The 20363-nt window shown below is 70.5% G+C and carries 14 protein-coding genes; 9 read left to right on the top strand and 5 right to left on the bottom strand.

Going from position 1 to position 20363, the window contains the following annotated elements; all coding sequences use genetic code 11:
- Nucleotides 1-2: 2 nt before the first annotated feature.
- Together LXT21_RS05885 and LXT21_RS05880 are read right to left on the bottom strand one after the other, a co-directional pair.
- Complete coding sequence (locus tag LXT21_RS05885; protein WP_254037106.1) at nt 3-2213, bottom strand: AgmX/PglI C-terminal domain-containing protein; 2211 nt, start codon at nt 2211-2213, stop codon at nt 3-5.
- Nucleotides 2214-2252: 39 nt separating this feature from the next.
- Nucleotides 2253-2669 carry a hypothetical protein gene (locus LXT21_RS05880; RefSeq protein WP_254037105.1) on the bottom strand — a complete coding sequence of 139 codons (417 nt, stop codon included), beginning with the start codon at nt 2667-2669 and terminating at the stop codon, nt 2253-2255.
- A gap of 255 nt (nt 2670-2924) precedes the next feature.
- On the opposite strand from LXT21_RS05880, the gene LXT21_RS05875 reads away from it, so the two are divergent.
- The 6 genes from LXT21_RS05875 to LXT21_RS05850 all read left to right on the top strand — a co-directional run bounded on the left by LXT21_RS05875 (nt 2925) and on the right by LXT21_RS05850 (nt 14680).
- On the top strand, nt 2925-5240 hold the full coding sequence (locus tag LXT21_RS05875) for a YncE family protein (RefSeq protein WP_254037104.1): 2316 nt from the start codon (nt 2925-2927) through the stop codon (nt 5238-5240).
- A 142-nt stretch (nt 5241-5382) separates the two neighbouring features.
- Nucleotides 5383-6972 carry a calcium-binding protein gene (locus LXT21_RS05870; RefSeq protein ID WP_254037103.1) on the top strand — a complete coding sequence of 530 codons (1590 nt, stop codon included), beginning with the start codon at nt 5383-5385 and terminating at the stop codon, nt 6970-6972.
- 170 nt (nt 6973-7142) lie between these two features.
- On the top strand, nt 7143-8471 hold the full coding sequence (mtsC, locus tag LXT21_RS05865; protein ID WP_254037102.1) for a cell-cell cohesion MYXO-CTERM protein MtsC: 1329 nt from the start codon (nt 7143-7145) through the stop codon (nt 8469-8471).
- A gap of 34 nt (nt 8472-8505) precedes the next feature.
- On the top strand, nt 8506-10494 hold the full coding sequence (gene mtsD, locus LXT21_RS05860; RefSeq protein ID WP_254037101.1) for a cell-cell cohesion protein MtsD: 1989 nt from the start codon (nt 8506-8508) through the stop codon (nt 10492-10494).
- Entirely contained in the window at nt 10491-12239 is a 1749-nt protein-coding gene (locus tag LXT21_RS05855) for a VWA domain-containing protein (protein WP_254037100.1), read from the top strand. Before mtsD ends, LXT21_RS05855 begins: the two co-directional genes overlap by 4 nt.
- A gap of 14 nt (nt 12240-12253) precedes the next feature.
- Nucleotides 12254-14680 (top strand): hypothetical protein, encoded by a 2427-nt coding sequence (locus LXT21_RS05850; protein ID WP_254037099.1) that lies wholly within the window; start codon nt 12254-12256, stop codon nt 14678-14680.
- Between the two features lie 304 nt (nt 14681-14984).
- On the opposite strand, the gene LXT21_RS05845 is transcribed toward LXT21_RS05850, so the two are convergent.
- Nucleotides 14985-15431, bottom strand: coding sequence for a hypothetical protein (locus LXT21_RS05845; RefSeq protein ID WP_254037098.1), 447 nt, complete (start codon nt 15429-15431; stop codon nt 14985-14987).
- A gap of 27 nt (nt 15432-15458) precedes the next feature.
- Between LXT21_RS05845 and LXT21_RS05840 the strand changes: the two genes are divergently transcribed.
- Nucleotides 15459-15968 carry a hypothetical protein gene (locus LXT21_RS05840; protein ID WP_254037097.1) on the top strand — a complete coding sequence of 170 codons (510 nt, stop codon included), beginning with the start codon at nt 15459-15461 and terminating at the stop codon, nt 15966-15968.
- On the opposite strand, the gene LXT21_RS05835 is transcribed toward LXT21_RS05840, so the two are convergent.
- Together LXT21_RS05835 and LXT21_RS05830 are read right to left on the bottom strand one after the other, a co-directional pair.
- Nucleotides 15965-17635 carry a GMC family oxidoreductase gene (locus tag LXT21_RS05835; RefSeq protein WP_254037096.1) on the bottom strand — a complete coding sequence of 557 codons (1671 nt, stop codon included), beginning with the start codon at nt 17633-17635 and terminating at the stop codon, nt 15965-15967. The two genes, LXT21_RS05840 and LXT21_RS05835, sit on opposite strands and share 4 nt — an antisense overlap.
- Entirely contained in the window at nt 17632-18285 is a 654-nt protein-coding gene (locus LXT21_RS05830; RefSeq protein ID WP_254037095.1) for a gluconate 2-dehydrogenase subunit 3 family protein, read from the bottom strand. The genes LXT21_RS05835 and LXT21_RS05830 overlap by 4 nt, the downstream gene beginning before the upstream one ends.
- 136 nt (nt 18286-18421) lie before the next feature.
- Here LXT21_RS05830 and LXT21_RS05825 point away from each other — a divergent pair, with 136 nt between their 5' ends.
- Together LXT21_RS05825 and LXT21_RS05820 are read left to right on the top strand one after the other, a co-directional pair.
- Nucleotides 18422-19792, top strand: coding sequence for a hypothetical protein (locus tag LXT21_RS05825; RefSeq protein WP_254037094.1), 1371 nt, complete (start codon nt 18422-18424; stop codon nt 19790-19792).
- Nucleotides 19789-20340: a hypothetical protein gene (locus LXT21_RS05820; protein WP_254037093.1), complete on the top strand. Its 552-nt coding sequence runs from the start codon at nt 19789-19791 to the stop codon at nt 20338-20340. Before LXT21_RS05825 ends, LXT21_RS05820 begins: the two co-directional genes overlap by 4 nt.
- Nucleotides 20341-20363 lie beyond the last annotated feature (23 nt).

The following is a 20363-nucleotide window of genomic DNA, read 5'->3' as shown; positions in this document are numbered from 1 at the left end:
CGTCAGTAGCCGACGGAGTTGAAGAGGAACGGGTAGGTGATGATGACCACGCCGCCCTTGGGGGCGGGGAAGGTCCAGGTCTTCAGATTGGAGAGGATGCACGCCTCGACGGAGGCATTGCGCAGCGTGGAGGACTTGGTCTTCGCCGCGGCCACGCGGCCGTTGGCGCCGATGGTCCACTCGAGCACCACCTTGCCGGCCAGGCCCGGGTCCTTGAGCAGCGCGCGCTCGTAGCAGCCGTGCACCTCGTTCAGGTGGCTGTTGATGACGCGCGCCACGGCTTCGCGGTCCACCGTGCCCTGCGTGGAGGCGATGCTGCGCGCGGTGGCGCGCGTGACGGTGCCTCCCACCTTCCCCTTGCCCACCGAGCCCGCGCCCAGCGCGCCGATGCCGCCGCCGCCCTTGCCGCGCAGGAGCTCCGCGCCGAGCGTGGCGCCGCCGCCCTTGCCTCCACCGCCCAGGCCGAAGGTGCCCAGGCCCGCGTTGGCGATGGGCGCCTTCCCGATGAGGCCCGACAGCTTGTAGTTGGAGTTCTTCACGTTCTTGCTGCCCGGGCCGCTGCCCAGCTTGTCCACGGCGGCGAGCAGGTCATTGGTGGCGGGGCCCGCGGCCGACAGCTTCGCGAGCGCCTTGAGCGCCTTGTTCTCCGGCTGCGCGGCGGCCACGGCCTTGACGGGCTGGGGAGGCGTCTTCTCCACCGGCTTGGGCGGTGCCTTCTCCGCGACCTTCGCCTCCTCCTTCTTCACCGGCTTGGCCTTCTCCTTGAGCGCCTCCAGCTTCTTCTTCGCCTCCTCCTTCTTCTTGGGCTCGGGGGCGATGAGGCGCAGCGCCACGGGCGGCAGGTTCTTCTGCGTGAAGTCCGCCGTCTCCGGCGTGGGCGGCTTGAGCGCGATGAACGCGCCCAGGCCCGACGCGAACATCGCGAAGCACGTGAGCGCCAGCCACGGCAGGCCCCGCAGCGGGTTGACGAACACGCGCGCGGGCACGGGGGCCGCGTAGGCGACCAGCGACATCTGGCCCTGCGTCAGCCGGGCGCCCACGCCCTCGCGCAGCGTGATGAAGCGGCGGCTGCCGTCGGACTCGAGCGCGGCGCCGGTGACGGGCGTGAAGCGGCCATCCGAGCCGCTCTTCTCCACCTCCGTGCCCGGCGGCACGAAGAGGCGGAAGGAGCCGCTGATGGACTCGGCCAGCGTGAAGGGCGCGCCGGTCTCCGGCAGCGTGAAGCCCCACAGCGGCATCGCCTCCGGCAGCTCGAGCGAGGCGACCACCGGCTTCTTCTTGTCCGGCGCGAAGCGGCGCGCGTCGCGGCGCACCGTTCCCCAGTACAGCTCCAGGTACAGCTGTGAGGAGCCCTTGCCCGCGTCGATGCGCGGCGCGTGCGTGGGCCGGGAGGCGGTGACGCGCGGCTCCTGCAACAGCGGGCCTTGCGCGACGGGGAGCGGGTCGAGCGCCACGTCCGCGAGCAGGTCCTCCGCCAGCAGCATGCCGGTGTTGACCGGGGCGGCGGCGGGCTCCTGCGTCGCGCGGCGGCGCACGGAGGGGACGGTACCCGCGGGCACGGGCACCGGCGCGTGCAGGGCCACGGGCTGCGCGGGCGGGGCCGCGTGCGCGACCGCGCCGTTGACGGCGGGCTGCGGCGCGACGGGCGCCGGCATGGGCACCACGGCGGGCTGGGCCGCGTGCTGCGGATAGATGGCCTGCGTCGCGGCGGAGGGCGCGGCGTGCTGCGGCACCGCGCGCACCGCGGGGACGGTGGTGGCGAGCGGCTGCGTCGGCGCCTGTACCGGGCGCAGCTGGCGCACGGGCGCGGCCTGCTGGGGCGGCGGCTGGGGCGCGGGGGGCTGCGGCGTGCCGAACAGCGCGGCGACCTCCGGCGGAGGCTGGGGCTTCACCTCCTGGGGGCGCTGCGCGAGCACGCGCGTCTTGAGGACGAAGGGGCCGCACAGCACCTCGTCCACCGAGCGGATCTCACACGCGGTGACGCGGTGGCCGTTGACGAACAGGCCCGTGGCGGTGCCCGCGTCCTGGATGGCCGCGCGACCGTTCTGGAAGTAGAGCAGCGCGTGACGCGGCTCCACGGCCGGGTCGTCCAGGCGCAGATCCGACGCCGGGTCCGACCCGAGCGCATACGTGCCGGGGACGAACACTTCCGTCCCAACGAGGAGTCCGTCGCGGAGGATGACGACTTGCAGGACGCTGGGCTGGCCGCTCAACGGTGACGCTCCCTTCAAGGGCGGGTGGGCGGTACTGCCCTACTGGTCGTACACCGTGGCGAGCGTTTCAGCGCGGAAGCTGTCGCGCTCGCGGATCATCGACCGGGTCTTCAATTCCTTGCGGTCATACAGATACACCGCGCCGGACTTGTTCGTCTGACCCTGGATGAGCCGGTCATCGAAGTCGATGCGCGAGGGCCCGCGCGACGGCGGCGCCGACGACGCGGTGGCGTCCGACTCGCCCGTCACCGGGTCCGTCACGGGCGCGCCCTTGGTTTCAATCTTCGGCGGAGCCTTGGGCCCGGACTTCTTGCCCGTCGCCGCCTTGGACTTGTTGGCCTTCGCTGTTTTCGCGGAACGGCCGCGGCCCTGGGCCCATGCGTCGCTCGGGTGCAACAACGTACCGATGCCGAGGAGCTGGGCGACGACCATGCAGAGGAGGAAGCGTCGCATCATCAACAGGTTAAGCGATGCGCGTATGGACCTGTCAACGCACACTCCAGGGCCATTCACGAGGCGTGGTGCGACAGGTGTGGGGGGCACTCCACCCCATGTGGGGCGCGTGCTCCACGACTCGTGTCAGGCGTTGCCGGCCGACTGGAAATGTGGCGTGCCGCTCCGCATCCGAGCACGCCTTCCAGCCGGGCGAGCGACCGGAGAATCATCGCCGCGACGCGAGGGATGAGAGATGCTGCGTGCGTGAAGAGCGCGATGCGCAAATGGGGTCTGCTGTCGGTGGGAGTCCTGCTCTGGTCCGCGGCGGGTGTCGTCGGATACCGGCTCAGCGCGCGGGAGTCCGGAGGTCAGCCGCCCCCGCGGGACCAAGGTCCCACTCCACCCACCACCGCCGGGCCCCGGCTCACGGGCGTGGGGCCCCGGCTCACCAGCAACGAGACCTCCCAGCCGCTCTCGGTCCACGGCGAGCAATTGGTGACCGGGTTGCGACTGTCACTGGGTCCGCCCCTGTCATTGGAGCTGCCGCTGAAGGTGGTGGACTCGCGCCACGCGTTCGCGCGGCTGCCCTCGGGGCTGAAGCTGGCCGAGGACCTGCCCCAGGTCGTGGTGGAGGCCCGGCTGGTGTCGGACCAGGCGGGCTGCTGCGAGGGGCAGGACGCGCTCACGGTGGTGAACGACACCGCCTTCCCGGACCTGACGGGCATGGTGGCCTCGCCCGATGGCCGCATGCTGTTCGTCGTCTCGCCGCCCACCGACACGGTGTACGCGCTGGACGTGGGCTCGGGCGTCGTGGAGGCGCTCCCCGTGGGGGACGGTCCCTCCGCGCTGGCCACGTGGCAGGACGCGCGCGGCGGGGCCTTCCTCGGCGTGGTGCACCGCTTCCAGCCGGAGCTGTGGGTGTATGCGCTGCAGGCGCGTGGGGCGCCGCGGGTGTGGCCCGCACCCTCGGGCGCCTCGGGGCTGGAGGTGGATGGCGCGCGGGGCGTGGCCTACATCGCCGAGCAGGTGCGCGACACGGTGCGGGCGGTGTCGCTCGAGGACGGGCGCGAGCAGTGGGTGACGCCGGTGGACCCCAACCCGCGCGCGCTGGCGCGGTGGCGCGACGTGCTCGCGGTGGGCAGCCTCCAGACGGGGCAGGTGGAGCTCTTGCGGCGCGGGGACGGCGCGCCCGTGTTCGCCGTGGCGCCGGGGCCGGGCGTGGCCATCGTCGGCGGGAGCACGGAGCCGTTCCGCGCGCAGGTGATGGGCGGCCACGCGCCGCGCTCGCTCGTCGCGAGCCCCAAGCTGGGGCGGCTCTTCATGGGCAGCCTGGGGCCGAACCTGGGGCCCTTGCCCCAGCACAAGGAGGTGCACGGCAGCAGCGGCGTGTCCGTCATCGACCCGGCCACGGGCGACTTCGTGCGCCACCGGGGCTTCGGCGTGGGCATGACGGAGGGGCTGGCGCTGGATGACACAGCGGGGCTGCTCTACGCGGCGGACGTGGCGCTGGGCCGGGTGCGCGTGCTCGACGCGCGGGCGCTGGTGTCCAACGACGACCAGGTGGCGCGCGGCGCGCTCCTCCAGGAGTTGGTGCTGACGCCGCCCGAGGGCACGCCGCTGATTCGCCCCCAGGAGGACTTCCTGGTCAAGGGCCGCGCGGGACCGGAGCTGCACTCGGGGCCGCGCTCGCTGGTGCTGTCCCCGGACGGCCAGCAGCTCTACGTGCTCAACCGCTTCACCCGCGAGGTGGCGGTGGTGGACGTGCGCGGGGCGCGCAAGGGAGGGGCGGTGGTGACGCGGCGGCTGCCCGTGGTGGAGCTGCGCCACCAGGCCAAGCGCCGGCTGGGACAGGTGCTCTACTCCGCGGACCTGGGGCGCACGGGCATCACCTGCGACGGGTGCCACATCGAGGGCCACACCGGCGGGCTCTTCTACGCGAAGAAGTATCCCCTGCGCATCTACCGCTCGCCCACCGTGCAGGGAAGCCGCGACACGCCGCCCTTCTTCACGCCGGCGAGCCAGCACAGCCTCGCGGAGACGGCGAGCTTCGTCGGCGCGCGCAACCGCTTCCACAACCCGGACCCGTCGCCCTCGGAGGTGGAGGCGCTCACGCTCTTCTCGTCGCTGATTGCCACGCCGCCCAATCCGTACCGGGACCAGGACGGCGCGCCGCTGTCGACGGTGACGCTCCCGGATGGTGGCGTGGGGCATCCGTCGCGAGGACGCGCGCTGTTCGAGGGCCGGGGCGGCTGCGTCGCCTGCCACCCCGCACCCCTCTACACGTTGGACCAGGACGCGGCGACGCGCGGCCAGTACCTGGACGTGGGCACGCCGGTGGCGCTGCCCCTGCGGGTGGAGCAGCAGGACCTGGTGGTGGGCGCGGGGCCGCCGTCCCTGGTGGGCACGTGGGATGTGTGGCCGCTGCTCACCAGCGCCTCGGCGGGGTATGGGGTGAAGGATGGCCGCCTGGTGGTCGACACGCGCTTCCCGCTGAAGAAGGTGCTGGAGATGTCGGGCCCCGCCCATGGAGACGCGCGCGCGTTCAGTCCTCAGGAGCGGGATGACGTGCTCGCCTTCCTGCTCACATTGTGAGCGCGAGGCCGAACCGCGCGCGTCCATGTTCCGTGGCGAGGCGAAATCACCGCCATCGCTGTGTGCAAGCACGAGGAGATTTCATCGTGAACGCGGCTGTCGCTTGCGTTGTCGTGGGGGGCTGCGGTCTACAATCCATCTGATGCGCCCCCTTCCGCGCTCCGCGTGGCCGCTGCTTCCGATTCTGCTCCTGTCCTGCTCCGACGCGGGCCTGTACGCCATCGACGGGCGTGGGGCCAACCGTGGAGACCGCGCCAACTTCTCCGGCAAGGTCTGCGTGCCGCTCGCCGGCGGCGAGGCGTTCCCCACCAAGGTCCTCTTCGCGCTGCAGGGCGGCGAGGGCGTCGAGACGGAAATCGTGGGCTACGCCACGGACGGCCTCGCCACGCTCTCCAGCCGCTTCTCCGGCCCGTTCGTGAAGTTCGGCCTGGTGGCGTACCACTCGGTGGCCACCGGCATCCTGGGCGGCTTCTCCGACGCGGCGGACTTCCAGGCCGCGCTGCCGCGCTTCGCCACCTATCAGGAGACGGGGCCCGTCAGCATCCGCTCCTCGCTGCGGCTGGCCAAGACGCTGCTCGCCGGTGACATGCAGACGTCGTGTCGCGGCGAGGTGGCCCGCACGCGCTACGTCGTCGTCGTCGTCGTGCGCAGCCAGGACACCAGCTGCGCCAACCCGGCCTTCAACATCGGCCTGGACGCCACGTGCAACGCGCTGACCGATAAGGTCGCCTGCAGCCAGTGCGAGCTCACCGCCGTCACCGGCGAAATCAAGGCGCTGGCCCAGCAGTACGGCGCGGGCGAGGTGGTGGTGCAGCCCGTCTACGTGCGCGACGTGGCGGACCCCAACACCCGCGCGCACGTGGCGGCCATCGCCCACGCCGGCGGCACCCAGCCGGTGGAGACCGACGCGGTGGGCCTGTCCCCCACGCTCTCCGGCATCCAGTACGCCGCGCGCACCAACACCCTCAAGCTCAAGCGCTTCCTTGCCTTCAACCGCAACGTGGTGGTGCGCGCCGGCCAGGTGCTCGTCGACAGCGACGGTGACGGCCTGCCGGACGTGGATGAGGTCGCCCTGGGCACGGACCCCACCGTGGCCGACACGGACCAGGACGGGCTGATGGACGGCATCGAGGTCCGCGTCGGGTTGGACCCGCTGGTCCCCGACATCATCAACGGCTGCAACCCGTCGCTCGACGAGGACGGAGACCGGCTCAACACCTGTGAAGAGCGCGTGCTGGGCACCAACCCCTGCATCGGCGACAGCGACGGCGACACGATTCCGGACCTGGTGGAGGTGCTGTCGCAGACCAACCCGCTGGTGCCCGAGGACCTGCTCGACTCGGACCGCGACGGCATCACCAACATCGCCGAAATCGAGGCGCATGGAGACCCGCTGAGCGCCGACCTCGACTTCCACCGTGAGCGCGCCTACGGCTACAACCTGGTGGAGGGTGAGCCCACCGTGGACGGGCGCACCTGCTACGACACGCGCGTGGAGAACATCACGCTGGTGCGCACGCTGGCGCGGCCCCACCCGCTCGTGCCCGGCGAGGTCATCCCCGCGGGCACCAACGAAATCTACCTGTACCTCCAGGCCGGCCGGGACAACGACCCGCGCGGCGCTGGCATCGGCTCCCTGCTCATCCAGACCATCCAGTACGACGAGAAGGAGGGGCGCACCCCCTCCGGCACCCTTTTGTTGGACCCCGAGGCCTTCATCCTCGGAACCTGATCCACCCGTGGGTGTGGGGTCTTCCCCTCGCCCGGGCTGGGGAGTGCCCCCCACACTCCTCCGCCCAGTCCCCCTCGCTCCATGCGCAACTCTCTGAAATCACAGATGTTTGATTCAGAACTGGGAGCGGATCGGCTCTTGCTAAGGGCTCGGGGCTGAAAGGAGTCACCATGTCACGCGTTCGATTCGCTCCGGTGCTGATGCTCGGGGCAATGTTGGTCGTGAGCCCAGGTCTTGCCCAGGCGCAGTCCAACGACAATCCCGACAACCCGGAGTGTCTCGGCGACAGCTGCGGCAAGCCCCAGGAGGAGGGTGGCGGGTGCGGGTGCGGCTGCGGCGGCTCGGTGTGGGTGAACTACACGGACGACGGCGACACGCTCGCCTACACGGACGACGCGGACGGCGACGGCCGCGCGGATGACCGCGACAACTGCCCGTTCGCGTCCAACCGCGACCAGGCGGACAGCGACGGCGACGGCGTGGGCAACGTCTGCGACAACTGCCCGACGCTCTCCAACTTCCAGCAGCGCGACGCCGACGGTGACGGCATCGGCGACGACTGCGACCCGGACCGCGACAACGACGGCATCGCGAACGAGCGGGACAACTGCCCGCTGATTCCCAACGCGGACCAGGCCGACCTGGACGCCGACGGGCTGGGCGACGTCTGCGACCCGGACGACGACAACGACGGCGTTCCGGACGGCACGGACAACTGCCCGCGCATCGCCAACCCGGACCAGGTGATGCCGGCCGACGGCAGCCAGTGCCGCGTGGACGCGGACGGCGACAACATCGCCGACAGCAGCGACAACTGCCCGGGGCTCGCCAACCCCGACCAGGTCGACACGGACAACGACGGCCAGGGTGACGCGTGCGACGCGGACATCGACGATGACGGCGTCCTCAACGACGTGGACAACTGCAAGGCGGTGGCGAACCGCGACCAGGCCGACAGCGACGGCGACGGCCTGGGTGACGCGTGCGACAGCCTCTACTGCGTCGTGGTGGACCCCACGCAGAAGGACAAGTGCCTGGACCCGAAGTCGCCCTTCACCGTCAGCGCCGGCGGCACCCTGAAGCTGGCCCGCTCCGGTGAGACGCTGCGCCCGCCGCTGTTCGCCAACCGCAACGGCGCGGCCATGGAGTACCGCTGGACGGTGACCAAGCGTCCGTCGGGCTCCAACGCCGTGGTGGAGAACCCCCAGGGCGCGGTGACGCTCAGCCGCAACTGGCAGTACTCGTACGTGGACGGCAGCGTGCCGAACTTCGTGCCCGACACCGAGGGCACGTACGAGCTGACCGTGGAGGCCCGCCTGGCCTTCGCCGACCGCGTCTTCCCGGACCAGCGCGTCTCCACCAGCACGCTCATCCTGACGGTGGGTGACGGCGATGGCGAGGGCGGCAACTGCAGCTCCGTCCCCGCCGGCTTCAGCGCCACCGCGCTGGGCGCCGCGCTGCTGCGCATGCTGATGCGCCGTCGTCGCAGCGAGCAGTAATCTCGTCGTCCCCCTCGCCAGGAGGTCGTACCGCATGCGTCGCCTTGTCCGACTCCCGCTGCTGATGGCGGGCCTCCTGGCCACGGGGCTGTTGTCCTGTACCGACTCGATGTTGGAGCCCCGGACGGAACAGCAGACCCACGTCGATGACCGCGTGATGCTCCAGGGGCGCGTCTGCACGCGCCCGCCCAACCCCTCCGGCTTCCCGGTGAAGGTGGTGGTGGTCATCGACGAGTCGGGCAGCATGTGCATCAGCGACCCGCCGGGCGCGCAGACGGACAGCGGCTTCTGTCAGCGCGCCGAGGTGCAGGCCATCATCCCGCCGGGCGTCACGGAGCCCGCGCGCGTGCGTGCGCTCAAGCGCCTGGTGAACCAGTTCCGCCAGGTCAACGCGGCGGGCGGCAACGTGCAGGTGTCCGTGGCCCCCTTCGAGACGAACGTGCGCAACGTCTGGCCGCCGGCCACGACGGGCAACCGCTTCGCCCGGCCCGACACCAACATCGACAGCTACATCGACGGGCTGCAGAGCCAGCTGGGCAAGGGCACCGACTACCAGGGCGCGCTGTCGTACGCGTACAGCCTCATCGCCAGCGACATCAACGCCGTGGCCCTGTCCAACCCGGAGGTGCTGCCGCGCACCCGCTACGTCGTCGTCTTCCTCACGGACGGGACGCCGTACCCGCGGTGCTCGGCCACCGACAACCTCAGCGTGTACGCCAACCCGGACAACCCGGACCTGACGTGGGCGGACTCCATCGTGAGCTTCTGCAACGCCACGAACACCACGGACCAGATCGACGGGTTCGAAATCGGCACGGACCGCAACCAGAACTACCAGCTCTTCAGCTACGTGCGCCGGCTGATGGAGCTCAAGGACCAGTACAACGTCGGCGACGTGCGCATGCACACGGTGCTGCTCTTCAACCAGGAGGCGGTGCGCGCGTGCGGCCCCATCTGCCAGGAGATCTACGGCATCTACCCCGGCGTGCCGCAGGCCCAGTACCCGGAGGCCGCCAAGAAGATTGCCTCGTGGCTGCTCAAGCGCTTCGCGGAGATGGGCAACGGCGTCTACCAGGAGTTCAACGACACGGCCGAAATCTCCAACCTGGGCCTGGGCGCGCTGGACTACTCGTCCTTCGCGTCGCGCAACGTGATGAAGACGCTGCTGGTGGAGCCGCTGAGCTCCGCGCCCGGGTTGAACGGACGCGTCATCGACAGCGACGGTGACGGCGTGCCGGACGACATCGACAACTCCTTCACGCTGAAGACCAACCCCTTCAACACCGACAGCGACCGCGACTGCCTGGACGACGGCTTCGAGCACCGCCGCGCGGACCAGGGCTTCAAGGCGGCCAATGATTTGGACGCGCGCGGCTGCAACCCGGACTCGCCGCTGACGCCGCGCTGCACGTGCCGCGACACGGACGGTGACGGGCTCTCCCAGTTCGCGGAGGCCTACCTGCGCACGCGCGAGACCATCGTCGACAGCGACGGCGACGGCATCCCCGACAGCATCGAGGCGCGCTGGGGCTTGAACCCGCTGGAGCCCAGCGTGGCGGGGCTGGACACGGACGGCGACGGCCTGCCGGACGAGGTGGAGCTGCGCGCGGGCACGGACCCCACGCGGCGCGACCGGGCCTTCTTCGAGAAGAACGGCTTCCAGTACGAGACGCGCATCGCCGAGGTCCTCCCCAACGGGAGCATCTGCTACGACTACACCGTCTCGAACCTGCAGATGGTCGCCACGCCGGACCGGCCGGGCGCCAAGCAGGGCTTCAACCTGTTCAAGCTGTGGTTCGCGGAGGCGCCCGAGAGCGGCGTGGCCACCGACTACGGCGTGTGGCGCGCGGCCTGCGCGTGGTCCCAGTACGCGCCGCCCAGCGTGCGCGTGCCGGTGGGGCCGGAGCTGACGTTGACGGACAACAACTTCATGGTGCCCACGGAGCTGAGCAATCCCTGGGAGAACCAGGGCCGATGCGTGGGCGCGCCGCCCTCCGGCCAGCAGGGAGGTCTGCTTCCGTGAGTGTGGCCGCACGTATCCTGGCGGGGCTGGTGGTCGCGGTGGTGGTGACGGTGGCCTGCACCGATTCGTATCTCTACGACCCGCGCCGCGACGTGGACGTCCCCGTGGACCGCGCGGTGTCCATCCAGGGCCGCTTCTGCACCACGGGCTCCAACGAGGTGGTGCGCCCCATCAAGCTGGTGGTCGCCATGGACGCCTCGCAGTCCATGCGCGTCAGCGACCCGGACGGCACCCGCGCCACCGCGCTGGTGGAGCTGATTGAAAACCTGCCCAGGGACCCCGAGGTCCACCTGGCGGTGGTGCTCTTCGCCGGCAGCACCACGGCGTTCCTCACCCAGACGCCCGGCAGTCCGCCGCAGGACGGCTTCGTGCAGGTGGCCAGCTTCGACGACGCGCGGATGCGCCAGCTCACCGAGCAGTTGCTCACCTTCCGCAACCCGGACAACTCCCCGAACCGCGACTCGACGGACTTCGTCAAGCCGCTGTCGGACATCTACTCGCTCATCAACACGGACATCGCGCGCAGCCGGCTGGAGCCGGGCGGGGCGCAGGCGCTGGCCCAGGCGCGCTACTCGGTCCTCTTCCTGTCCGATGGTCGGCCCACCACGGACCAGGACGACGAGCTGCTGCAGGGTGACGCGGTGGTGCGCATCCGCCAGCTGCGGGATTTGGTGGAGGACGTGCGCGTCAACACCGTGCACGTCTTCAACCCCACGCAGCCGGTGTCGTCGGTGTGTGACTTGTCGGGGGACGGCGGCTGCCCGCTGCTCATCATCAACCAGAACTCGGACCGGCTGGAGAAGATGGCGGCGCTGGGCGGCGGCAACTTCCGCGACTTCCGCAACAACGAGCCCATCAACTTCCTGGACTTCAGCTTCGGGCAGGTGCGCCGGACGTTCATCGTGAAGGAGGTCATCGCGACGAACTTCTCGGCGCCGCCCGGCAGCCCCATCGGCGAGGCGGACACGGACGGCGACGGGCTGACGGACGCGCGCGAGCTGGAGCTGGGCACGGACCCCAACCTCGTGGACACCGACGGCGACGGCTTCAGCGACGGCGTGGAGGTGTACTTCCGCGAGCGCGGCGTGGACTTCGACCCCACGCAGGTGGCCGACGCCGATGGTGGCGGGCTGGACAAGGGCTGCCCGCCGCTGTTGCGCGCGTCGGACTCGGACTGTGACGGCCTGCTCGACTGCGATGAGCAGTTCATCGGCACCAACGCGACGCTGGCCGACAGCGACCGCGACGGCGTGCCCGACGGCATCGAGTGGCGCGGCGGCACCCAGGGCGCCAGCGATGATTTGGACGAGGACCCGGACAACGACGGCCTGTCGAGCCGCGCCGAGCTGCGCCTGCACACCCGCCCGCTGGTGGTGGACACCGCGAACCTGGCGGCGCAGGGCTACCGATACTCCTTCGAGGCGGACGGTCCGCCGGACGAGCTGGGCCGGCAGTGCTACACGCTGCGCGTGGACAACATCCTGCTCGCGCCCACCATCGCCTCTGCGGACGACGCGGGCGTGGTGGTGCGGGGCGCCGGCTACAACGACATCGCCTTGTCGGTGGCCATGGTGCCCGCCGACGACCCGACGGCGCGCACGCAGGTGCGCACCTTCCGGGTGAACCACGTGCGCTACCCGGTGGGCGGAATCAAATCCCCCGCCGACGGAATCATCCGCGTGAATCCCGAGGACTTCGTCGACGGCTGCCCCGGCCGTCCCGACGTCACCCTCCCGACGCCGTGAGAAACGACGCTGCCATGAAGACCCAAGCCCGACTGCTGTCCCTCGCGCTGCTCGCCCTCGCCGCCGCCTGCTCCTCCAAGGGGGATGACAAGGAGGACGCCGGCACCGTGGCGGTGGTGGATGTCTGCAACAGCCGCGAGGAGGCGCTGACGCTGGACGAGTGCGAGCTCAAGCCGGGCGAGACGCTCGAGCGCTTCCTGGCCAAGGAGGGCGCGCAGCGCGAGGGCGACCAGGACTGGTACCGCATCGTCCTGCCCGCCAACACCACCGCGCGCACGCTGCTCAACCTCAATGGCGTCTACGTGGCCTCCAGCACCGCGGTGCAGCTGTCGCTCACCGTGCTGGAGACGCTGCCGGACGGCAAGGAGGCGGCGCTCGCGAAGAAGGACGACAAGCACGGTCAGGGCGCGCCCAAGCCGGTGGACATGGTGCTGCCCCTGCGCGCGGACCTGGCGGGCAAGACGCTGCTGGTGCTGGTGCAGGACTCGCCGGACGTCGTCTCGCAGCCCAAGTTCGATGCGCGCAGCCCCTACCGGCTGACGGCGCGCATCACCGAGAACCCGGACACCAACGAGCCCAACGACGCCATGGCGGCCGCCACGCCGGTGGCGCTGGCCGCGCAGGGCGGGGCGCTCACGGGCACGGCCACCGGCTACCTGGCCACGGACAACGACGTGGACCGCTTCACCTTCGACGTGCCGCAGGGAAAGGTGCTCTACGTGGGCCTCACCGCGCCGGACCAGGGCGCCGTGCCCAACTGGCGGCTGTCGTACCAGCTCCTGCGTCCCGGCTTCCTCACCAAGGAGGAGAAGGAGGACGAGGACCAGGTGCGGCCCGGCGTGCGGCCCGGCGTGCTGGCCACGGCGCGCAAGGTGAAGGCGGCGAACCACGGCGGCAAGTGGATGCTCGTGGTGCGCGGCTACCGGGGTATCAGCGACCGGGACACCGCGGCGGGGGACATCCAGCAGGCCTATCAGGTGGACATCCGGGTGCTGGATGAGGCCGACCCGCAGGACACGCGGGTGGTGGACGGCGTCGTCGTGGGCAACGACAAGGTGGCGGACGCGCTGGCGCGTGGGCTGACCGCTCCGGCGCAGGACCTGGCCACGACGATTCCCGCGGGCGCGACGACGACCTTCACGGGGCGCCTGGGCTACATCGGCGATGAGGACTGGTACGAGGTGAAGCTGCCCGCCTCCGCCGTGCCCACGCGGCTGCACTACCACCTGGTCGCCAAGAGCGAGGGTGGCCGCTTCCCGCCGCTGCCGGACATCCCGGACCGTCAGGTGCTCGTCTTCACGCTGGTGTCCAAGGGCGCCAACATCGAGGCGTGGCGCACCGCGTGCCTCTCCGACAACGCCGAGTGCCCGAAGGGCTACGGGGAGAACCCGGACATCGCCCCGCTGGTGCAGGACTACTGCCGGCGCACGGACTTGCCGGCGCCCATGTGCCTGCACTCGCTGCGCGAGGAGGTGTCGGAGAACCCGCGCTTCGTGAACCTGAGCAACTTCCGGGGCGTCATCCCGGTGCCGGCGTTCACCGGGGAGAAGCGATACCTCTTCAACGTCCAGGACAACGGCGTGGGCTGGGCGGACGACAAGGACTACGACCTGGTGGTGACGTGGCGCGAGGAGGACGCGGATGAGCAGGGCCGGTACTCGGGCGGCGTCGAGCAGGTGGTGACCAAGGCCATGGCCTCCACCAGCGCGTTCCCCGCGCCGCCGGACACCGCCGAGTACACCGTCAGCGGCAGGCTGTCCCACGGCTATGGCCGGCTGCGCAGCGGTGATGACCGGGTGAATGGCCGCGGCGTGCGCGGCCCCATGGACTACGACGCGGTGCCGTCCGACGTGGACTCGTACCTGTTCACGCTCCCCACCGTGCCCTCGCCGGAGGACCGCGCGTGGCTGGTGCAGTGGGAGGTGGCGAAGTCGGCGGACGGTGGCACGCCGCACGGGCTCGCGTTGGATTTGACCTTCTGTGACGGCGACGCCCCGGCGACGCCGGACGCGGGCATCGAGAACTGCGCGGTGGTGCGCGCGGGCAGCCGCAACCAGGGGCTCACGCTGGGCTACCGCTCGGATGCGCTGCGGGCCTGGCACACGCCGGCGAGCGCGACTGTCAACAGCTTGCAGCCGCTGTACACGCTGGAGGAGCGGCCCAACTCCACCGTCGTCACGCTGGCGCCGTATGCCTGCGGCTGCTTGGAGGGGCGCTTCGTGCGCGGCGGGAAGATGCGCGTGGACGTGTCCGCCGCCGAGCGCAACTCCTACGAGCAGGTGAACTACACGCTGCGCACCGGCTACGCCGACTACCCGCAATCCTATACGCGGGACGGCGGTGTCTCCACGCAGTGCCCGGGGCCCGCGGACGCGGGCACGGACCCGGATGGCGGCGTGGCTCCGCCGAGCGGTGGCTGTGTCTTCACGCGCCAGCCCTGAGCGTCGTGAGGGGCGGGGGCCCACCTCCGGGTGGGCGCTCGGAGGCCCTCGCGTCCGGCGGGCGCGACTCCCGCCCAGGCGGGGTGTCTCCCCATGCTGGCACGCCATGTCTGGCCATGAAGAGGGCGTCCGGGATGACTCGCGCGTCCGGCCCCGGGGAGACGGGGCGGGCGGCATGCAAGTCATTGCAACCGGTGCGGGCGCGCGAAGCTCGGGGCAGGGCCTCGCGGTGCAAACCCTGGCGGGCAGGCGGGGGCACGGCGCCAGGGGGGAGGGGGCGGCCAGGGCCGCCCGTCAACGTGTCTCAGGGAGGCGCGATGCCCAGCCCGTTGAGCGTGATGCTCTTCTCGGGGAGGTTCGCCGCGTTCGACTTGATGATGAGCGCGCCCTGATACTGCTGGGCCTCGCGGGGGCGGAACGTCACCTCGACGAAGAAGCGCTCCTTGGACTTCACCTGGAAGGCCTCCTGGGGATTGAGGTCCTGTCCATCCTTGGAGAGCTTCAGGGTGAAGACATTCGGGCCGGAGAGGGCGATGCTGGAGACATCCAGCGTATCCTCGCCCATGTTCTTCACCTGGACGGAGTTGAACCCCGTGGTTCCGACGTAGGTTCCGGAGCGGAACTCCTGGTCGAAAGCCATCTCGTCGCGGTCGGAGATGAGCTGCGGGGCCTTGGGGAGCTCCTCGGCACCTTCGCCGCAGGCGGCGAGTGAGAAGAAGAGAATGGGGAGCCACGGGGTGTGCAGTCGCATGGACGTTCACTCCTCGCTAGAGGGTCGATGATGATGAATGTTGTAACAGTGTTCTGTCGTAAGGCCCAGAGCGTCGGTGCATTCCTGCTCACGTTGCTGGCGGTGGGATGCGGAGACACTCGCGACGACTTCATCGGTCCGCGTGTGAAGGATGTGTGTGATGAGTCGTGGCCCGTGTGTGGCCGCGTCGCCGGCTGCATCCTGGGAGAGGAAGGCTATTCGGAGGGTCGCTTCCCCGGCCGCAGTCAGTTCATCGTGCAGGTGCCGGAGGCGTCTCACATCAAGGTGAGCTTCTACCTGGATGAGGTCACCGCGGCGGGCGAGGAGACGGTGGTCATCTTCCACGAGGAGGGCTGCCGGGCGCGCATCCGCTCCGCGGCGGACGGGCGCGCGGTGCTCGACTCGATGGAGAAGTTCAGCGTCTTCACGCGCGAGGCGGAGCTCACCGGCGTGGGAGACCACCTCATCGAGTTCGAGTCCGACATGCAGGCGCGCTACGCCGTGAAGGTGGACGTGACGCCCCTGCGCAATCGCTAGCCGCCCGAGGAGACGCCTTGTTTCAGCGTGCGCACCAGGTGACTGGCCACCCGGAAGCTGTTGGCGGCGATGGTCAGCGTGGAGGGCACGCTGCCGCCGGTGGGCATGAAGCTGCCGTCCACGACGTAGAGGTTGTCCACCTCGTGCGCGCGGCAGTGGCGGTCGAGCACGGACTGGGCCGGGTCATCACCGAAGCGGCAGGTGCCGTGCTGGAGGATGGTGGTCTCCCCGGAGACGCTCTTGCGCTCGAGCGAGTCCGGCTCCATCCGCAGCAGCACCTCCTCGCCGCGCTCGACGAGGAAGCGCGTCGCCGCCAGGTCCATGGGGTGACGCTCCACGGTGATGGTGGCCACGGGGATGCCGTACTTGTCCTTCACGTCGCCCTCCACGCTCACGTAGCTGCCCTGCGTGGGGAGGTATTCGGCGTAGACCTCGAACAGGAGGATGCGCGAGTCGCGGTACGCGCGCATGCGGTCCTTGAGCTCCTTGCCGAAGACCGCGGACGCGCCGCTGCCCGCCAGCCCCGACGCCGCGTGGATGGGATTGGGGTGCGTCCACATGAAGCCCAGCGTGCCGCCCTTGCGGAAGCCGAAGCGCGCGTCGGGCATCAGGTAGAAGTCCTGGATGCTGCGGTTGACGAAGGGCCCGGGGTCTTTCAACCACGGGCGCTTGTCCGCCTGCTTCGACAGGCGGAACGTCGCCTGCGACTCGCCGAACGAGCTGAAGATGAGGTTCTTGCCCACCAGCCCGTTGCCGTTGGCCAGGCCCCGGGGGAAGCGCTTGGACGTGGAGTTGAGCAACAGCCGCGCGCTCTCCACCGCGGTGGCGGACACGACGATGACCTTGGCGGGCTGCTCCTGGGCCACGCCGTCCGCGTCCAGGTAGACGACGCTCTTCGCGCGCCCCTTCTTGTCCACCTCCACCGTGCGCGCCATGCAGCCGGGGCGCACCTGCACGTTGCCGGTGGCGACGGCGGCGGGGATGAGGCTCGCGTTGGTGCCGCTCTTGGCGCCCATCTCACAGCCGTAGCTTCCGCACAGCGCGCAGTACGCGCACGGCGCGCGGCCCTTGTACGGGCGGCTGATGATGCCCCGCGCGGTGGGAATCGAGTGCCAGCCCATGGCCTGGCAGACCTTGTCGAGCTCCGACGCCACCGGGTGCACGTCCAGCGGGGGCAGCGGGTAGGGGCCGCTTCGCGGTTCGGCGAAGGGGTGCGGCACGGCCTGTCCGGACACGCCCAGCTCCGCCTCGGCCTTGTCGTAGAAGGGCGCGAACTCCTCGTAGGAGATGGGCCAGTCCGCGAGCGTGCTGCCCGGCACCGCGCCCAGCGTGGTGCGCAGCCGGAAGTCCATCGGCTTGAGGCGGTAGAAGAAGCCGCTCATGTGCACGGTGCCGCCGCCCACGCAGTTGGCGGTCCACGCCGCGGTGCTGCGCTCGTACTTGCCCTGCGCGCCCTTGCGCACCAGGTGCGGCTCCTCCCAGGGCAGCGGCATGAAGAAGTTGCGGCGGCTGTTGAGGATTTCGTCGTGGACGAAGTCCTGCGGCCGGTAGTGCGGCCCCTTCTCCAGCACCACCACCTTGAAGCCCGCGCGGCCCAGCTCCAGCGCCATGGGGGCACCGCCCGCGCCGCTGCCGATGATGCAGACATCCACCTCGGGCAGGCTCACTTGTGAACCCCGCACTCGCGCAGGCACTTCGGGCCGTCGTAGCCCTCGGGGGGCGCCATCGCCACGGTGCCCACCGTGTCGAAGCCCATCAGCCGCCAGCCCACCTTGCCCTTGTTGCCGCCGTAGGACGGGTCTCCCAGGAAGCCCTCCAACGTCAGCACGGTGAGCAGCTCCAGGAAGTGCGCCTCGCCGCTCCTGGGCGGGCTGTCCTTGAAGAGCGTGAGCAGCTCATCCTGCTGTGCGGGCGTGAGCGACGCGAAGCCCTTCTGGAACATGCGCTGCGAGCGGTGCTCCAGCGCGGCGAGCCCCGTCATGAAGTCGTCGCGCATGGGCTGCATCGCGGGTGTCTGGAGGATGCGGTCGATGTAGACGGGCACGTCCGCGTCGAGCGCGCCCGGGTCCTCGTCCTTGGGGAGGATGCGCTCGGTGGCGGCGGCCACGACGGCGAACTCGAAGGAGGAGAAGGTGTGGGTTTCACGCCCGCCGGGGGTGGTGCCCAGCGGGCCGGTGTCCTTCGCGGGCCTGGGCTCCTCGGAGGAGCGCTTGCACGCCAGGGGCCCGAGCAACACCACGCCTCCGCCGAGGAAGCTCAGCCGCTGGATGAAGGAGCGCCGGGACAGGCGCCGACGAGCAGGACGCGCACGGGACATAGGCGCGGAAGCGTAACCCAGCATGGCGTGCTTGGCGCGTGTCTGGATGCGCGCAGCTCGTCTGCTCCCTCGGGTGCGTGGGTGAACTAGGATGCGACGCAACGTTGTGCACGGCCGGAAACGCAAGGAGACCAAGATGAGACGTCATGCCTGGGCACTGGGATTGGCGCTGGCGATGGGCTGCGGCAAGGACTCGAAGCCGGACAACCCGGACGCGGGGCGCCCGGATGGCGGCGGGGGAACGACGGAGACGTTCACCAAGCTGGAGGTGGACGCGGACCCGAGCGAGTTCAATCCCATCTCCAACATCGCCATGGCGGTGGGGCCGAACGACCGCATCGGCATGGTGTACTTCGTGAACAACGGGACGGTGACGGGGAGCGAGACGAACTACGACCTGCGCTACCGCGAGTTCGACGCGGGCGTGCTCGGGCCCGTGGAGAAGATCGCCACCGTGCAGCGGGTGTACGGCGTGTCGGTGGCCTTCGGCGCCAACGGCCAGCCGGCGGTGTCGTATCTGGGCGGTGGGCGCGACAACTCCACGTTCTGGCTGCAGAGCGACCTGGCGGTGTCCTACCGCTCGGCGGCGGGCGTGTGGACCGAGAGCATCGTCGCCACGCGCTCCAACGCGGCGGCCATCAACAACCCGCTGAGCGACGTGGGCTTCCTGGTGGGGCTCAACTCGTCCATCGTGTTCTCGGGCAGCCAGGCGCTCATCGCGTACCGCGACGGTCACAACGGCAACTTCGGGCGACAGGACTGGGAGTCGGCGGACCTGGAGCTGGCGAGCGGCGGTCCTCCGTCCAGCTGGGTGTTCCGCATGGTGGCGGCGTCGGGTGACACCAAGGCGGGCTACGGCGGACACATCGGGCTCATCATGGCGGGCGCGCAGCCGGCGGTGGTGCACGACTACGTGAAGGAGGGCGCGCAGGCGACGGGCGCCGGGGTGGTGTTCCAGCGGCGCGCGGCGGACGGGGTGGCGTGGGGTGCTCCGGTGGAGGTCGCCACGGCGGAGAGCATCGGCAACACGCAGCTGGGCCCGAGCATGGCGTACGACGCGGAGCAGCGCGTCTTCGGCATCGCGGTGCAGAACCGAGGCTCCTCGTCGCGCGGCGACGTGCTGCTGTACCTGGACTGCCCGAGCCCCACGGCGACGAGCTGCAACACGAAGGGCGAGTGGTCCTCGCCGGACCCGGTGTTCGGCCGTGGCACGGGTGGCTGGTATCCGTCGCTCGCGTTCGACCCCATCAACCACGACCCCTCCATCGCGCACTACTTCTGCTCGTCCGAGTCGGGGAACAACGACACGGGCTGCAACCCCACGGAGGACCGGCTCCTCATCAGCACGCGCATCGGCGGCATCTGGCGTGAGACGGTGGTGGACGAGGACGGCGCGTGGTCTCCGAAGCTCGCCTACCTGTCCACGGGCAAGCGCGTGGTGTTGTACCGGCTGCCGGTGATGGCGCCTTCCAAGAAGGGTGTCCTGCGTCTGGCGGTGGAGCAATGAGGAGCGCGGTCCGCGCCCTCGCGGCGCTGACGCTCTCCGGGCTGGTCTCGGGCGCGGGGATGCTCGCGTGCGCGCGTCCGGACAACTCGTTGTCCGGCAGCGTGTCGGAGCTCTTCCCGCTCGAGGTGTCGCGGGTGGAGATACTGCGCAACGCGGAGGCGCTGCAGGTGAGCTACTTCCGCAACAACGACCTGGACGTGGACCTGGTGGTGCGACTCACCGTGTCCACGGAGGGGTTGGATTTGCGGCCCGGCGCGAAGGTGAACCTGGCCGGCACGACGCCGTCGGGCGTGGCGCGCGCCACGGTGGTGCACCTCAACGCGGGTGAGCCGGCGCGGGTCTTCGCGCCGGTGGAGAAGGGCGACTTGCAGCTGGAGTCGGGAGGCAACCCCGGCGAGGCGACGCGCGGGGACTTCTCCATGTCCTTCAAGAAGGGTGACGGCTACGGCGCCGGTCGCAGCCTGGAGGGGACGTTCTCCTCCGAGGCGCGCGACGCGGGCTTCGGGCCGGAAGAGGGCGAGCCGCTCGACGCGGGCACGCCTCCGTAGGACGGAAGCAGAGGCGACGCTCG

This window comes from Myxococcus guangdongensis (assembly GCF_024198255.1).
In the GTDB taxonomy this organism is placed as follows: domain Bacteria; phylum Myxococcota; class Myxococcia; order Myxococcales; family Myxococcaceae; genus Myxococcus; species Myxococcus guangdongensis.
The sequence above is the reverse complement of the archived record's forward strand: the minus strand, read 5'-3'. Positions and strand labels throughout refer to the sequence as shown.

What these genes read in the sequence shown, in the direction of transcription:
- LXT21_RS05870 (WP_254037103.1), top strand. Translation starts at nt 5,383, where the DNA reads ATGCGCCCCCTTCCGCGCTCCGCGTGGCCGCTGCTTCCGATTCTGCTC.
- LXT21_RS05830 (WP_254037095.1), bottom strand. Translation starts at nt 18,285, where the DNA reads ATGTCCCGTGCGCGTCCTGCTCGTCGGCGCCTGTCCCGGCGCTCCTTC.
- LXT21_RS05820 (WP_254037093.1), top strand. Translation starts at nt 19,789, where the DNA reads ATGAGGAGCGCGGTCCGCGCCCTCGCGGCGCTGACGCTCTCCGGGCTG.
- LXT21_RS05825 (WP_254037094.1), top strand. Translation starts at nt 18,422, where the DNA reads ATGAGACGTCATGCCTGGGCACTGGGATTGGCGCTGGCGATGGGCTGC.
- mtsD (WP_254037101.1), top strand. Translation starts at nt 8,506, where the DNA reads ATGCGTCGCCTTGTCCGACTCCCGCTGCTGATGGCGGGCCTCCTGGCC.
- mtsC (WP_254037102.1), top strand. Translation starts at nt 7,143, where the DNA reads ATGTCACGCGTTCGATTCGCTCCGGTGCTGATGCTCGGGGCAATGTTG.
- LXT21_RS05845 (WP_254037098.1), bottom strand. Translation starts at nt 15,431, where the DNA reads ATGCGACTGCACACCCCGTGGCTCCCCATTCTCTTCTTCTCACTCGCC.
- LXT21_RS05840 (WP_254037097.1), top strand. Translation starts at nt 15,459, where the DNA reads ATGATGATGAATGTTGTAACAGTGTTCTGTCGTAAGGCCCAGAGCGTC.
- LXT21_RS05875 (WP_254037104.1), top strand. Translation starts at nt 2,925, where the DNA reads ATGCGCAAATGGGGTCTGCTGTCGGTGGGAGTCCTGCTCTGGTCCGCG.
- LXT21_RS05850 (WP_254037099.1), top strand. Translation starts at nt 12,254, where the DNA reads ATGAAGACCCAAGCCCGACTGCTGTCCCTCGCGCTGCTCGCCCTCGCC.
- LXT21_RS05880 (WP_254037105.1), bottom strand. Translation starts at nt 2,669, where the DNA reads ATGATGCGACGCTTCCTCCTCTGCATGGTCGTCGCCCAGCTCCTCGGC.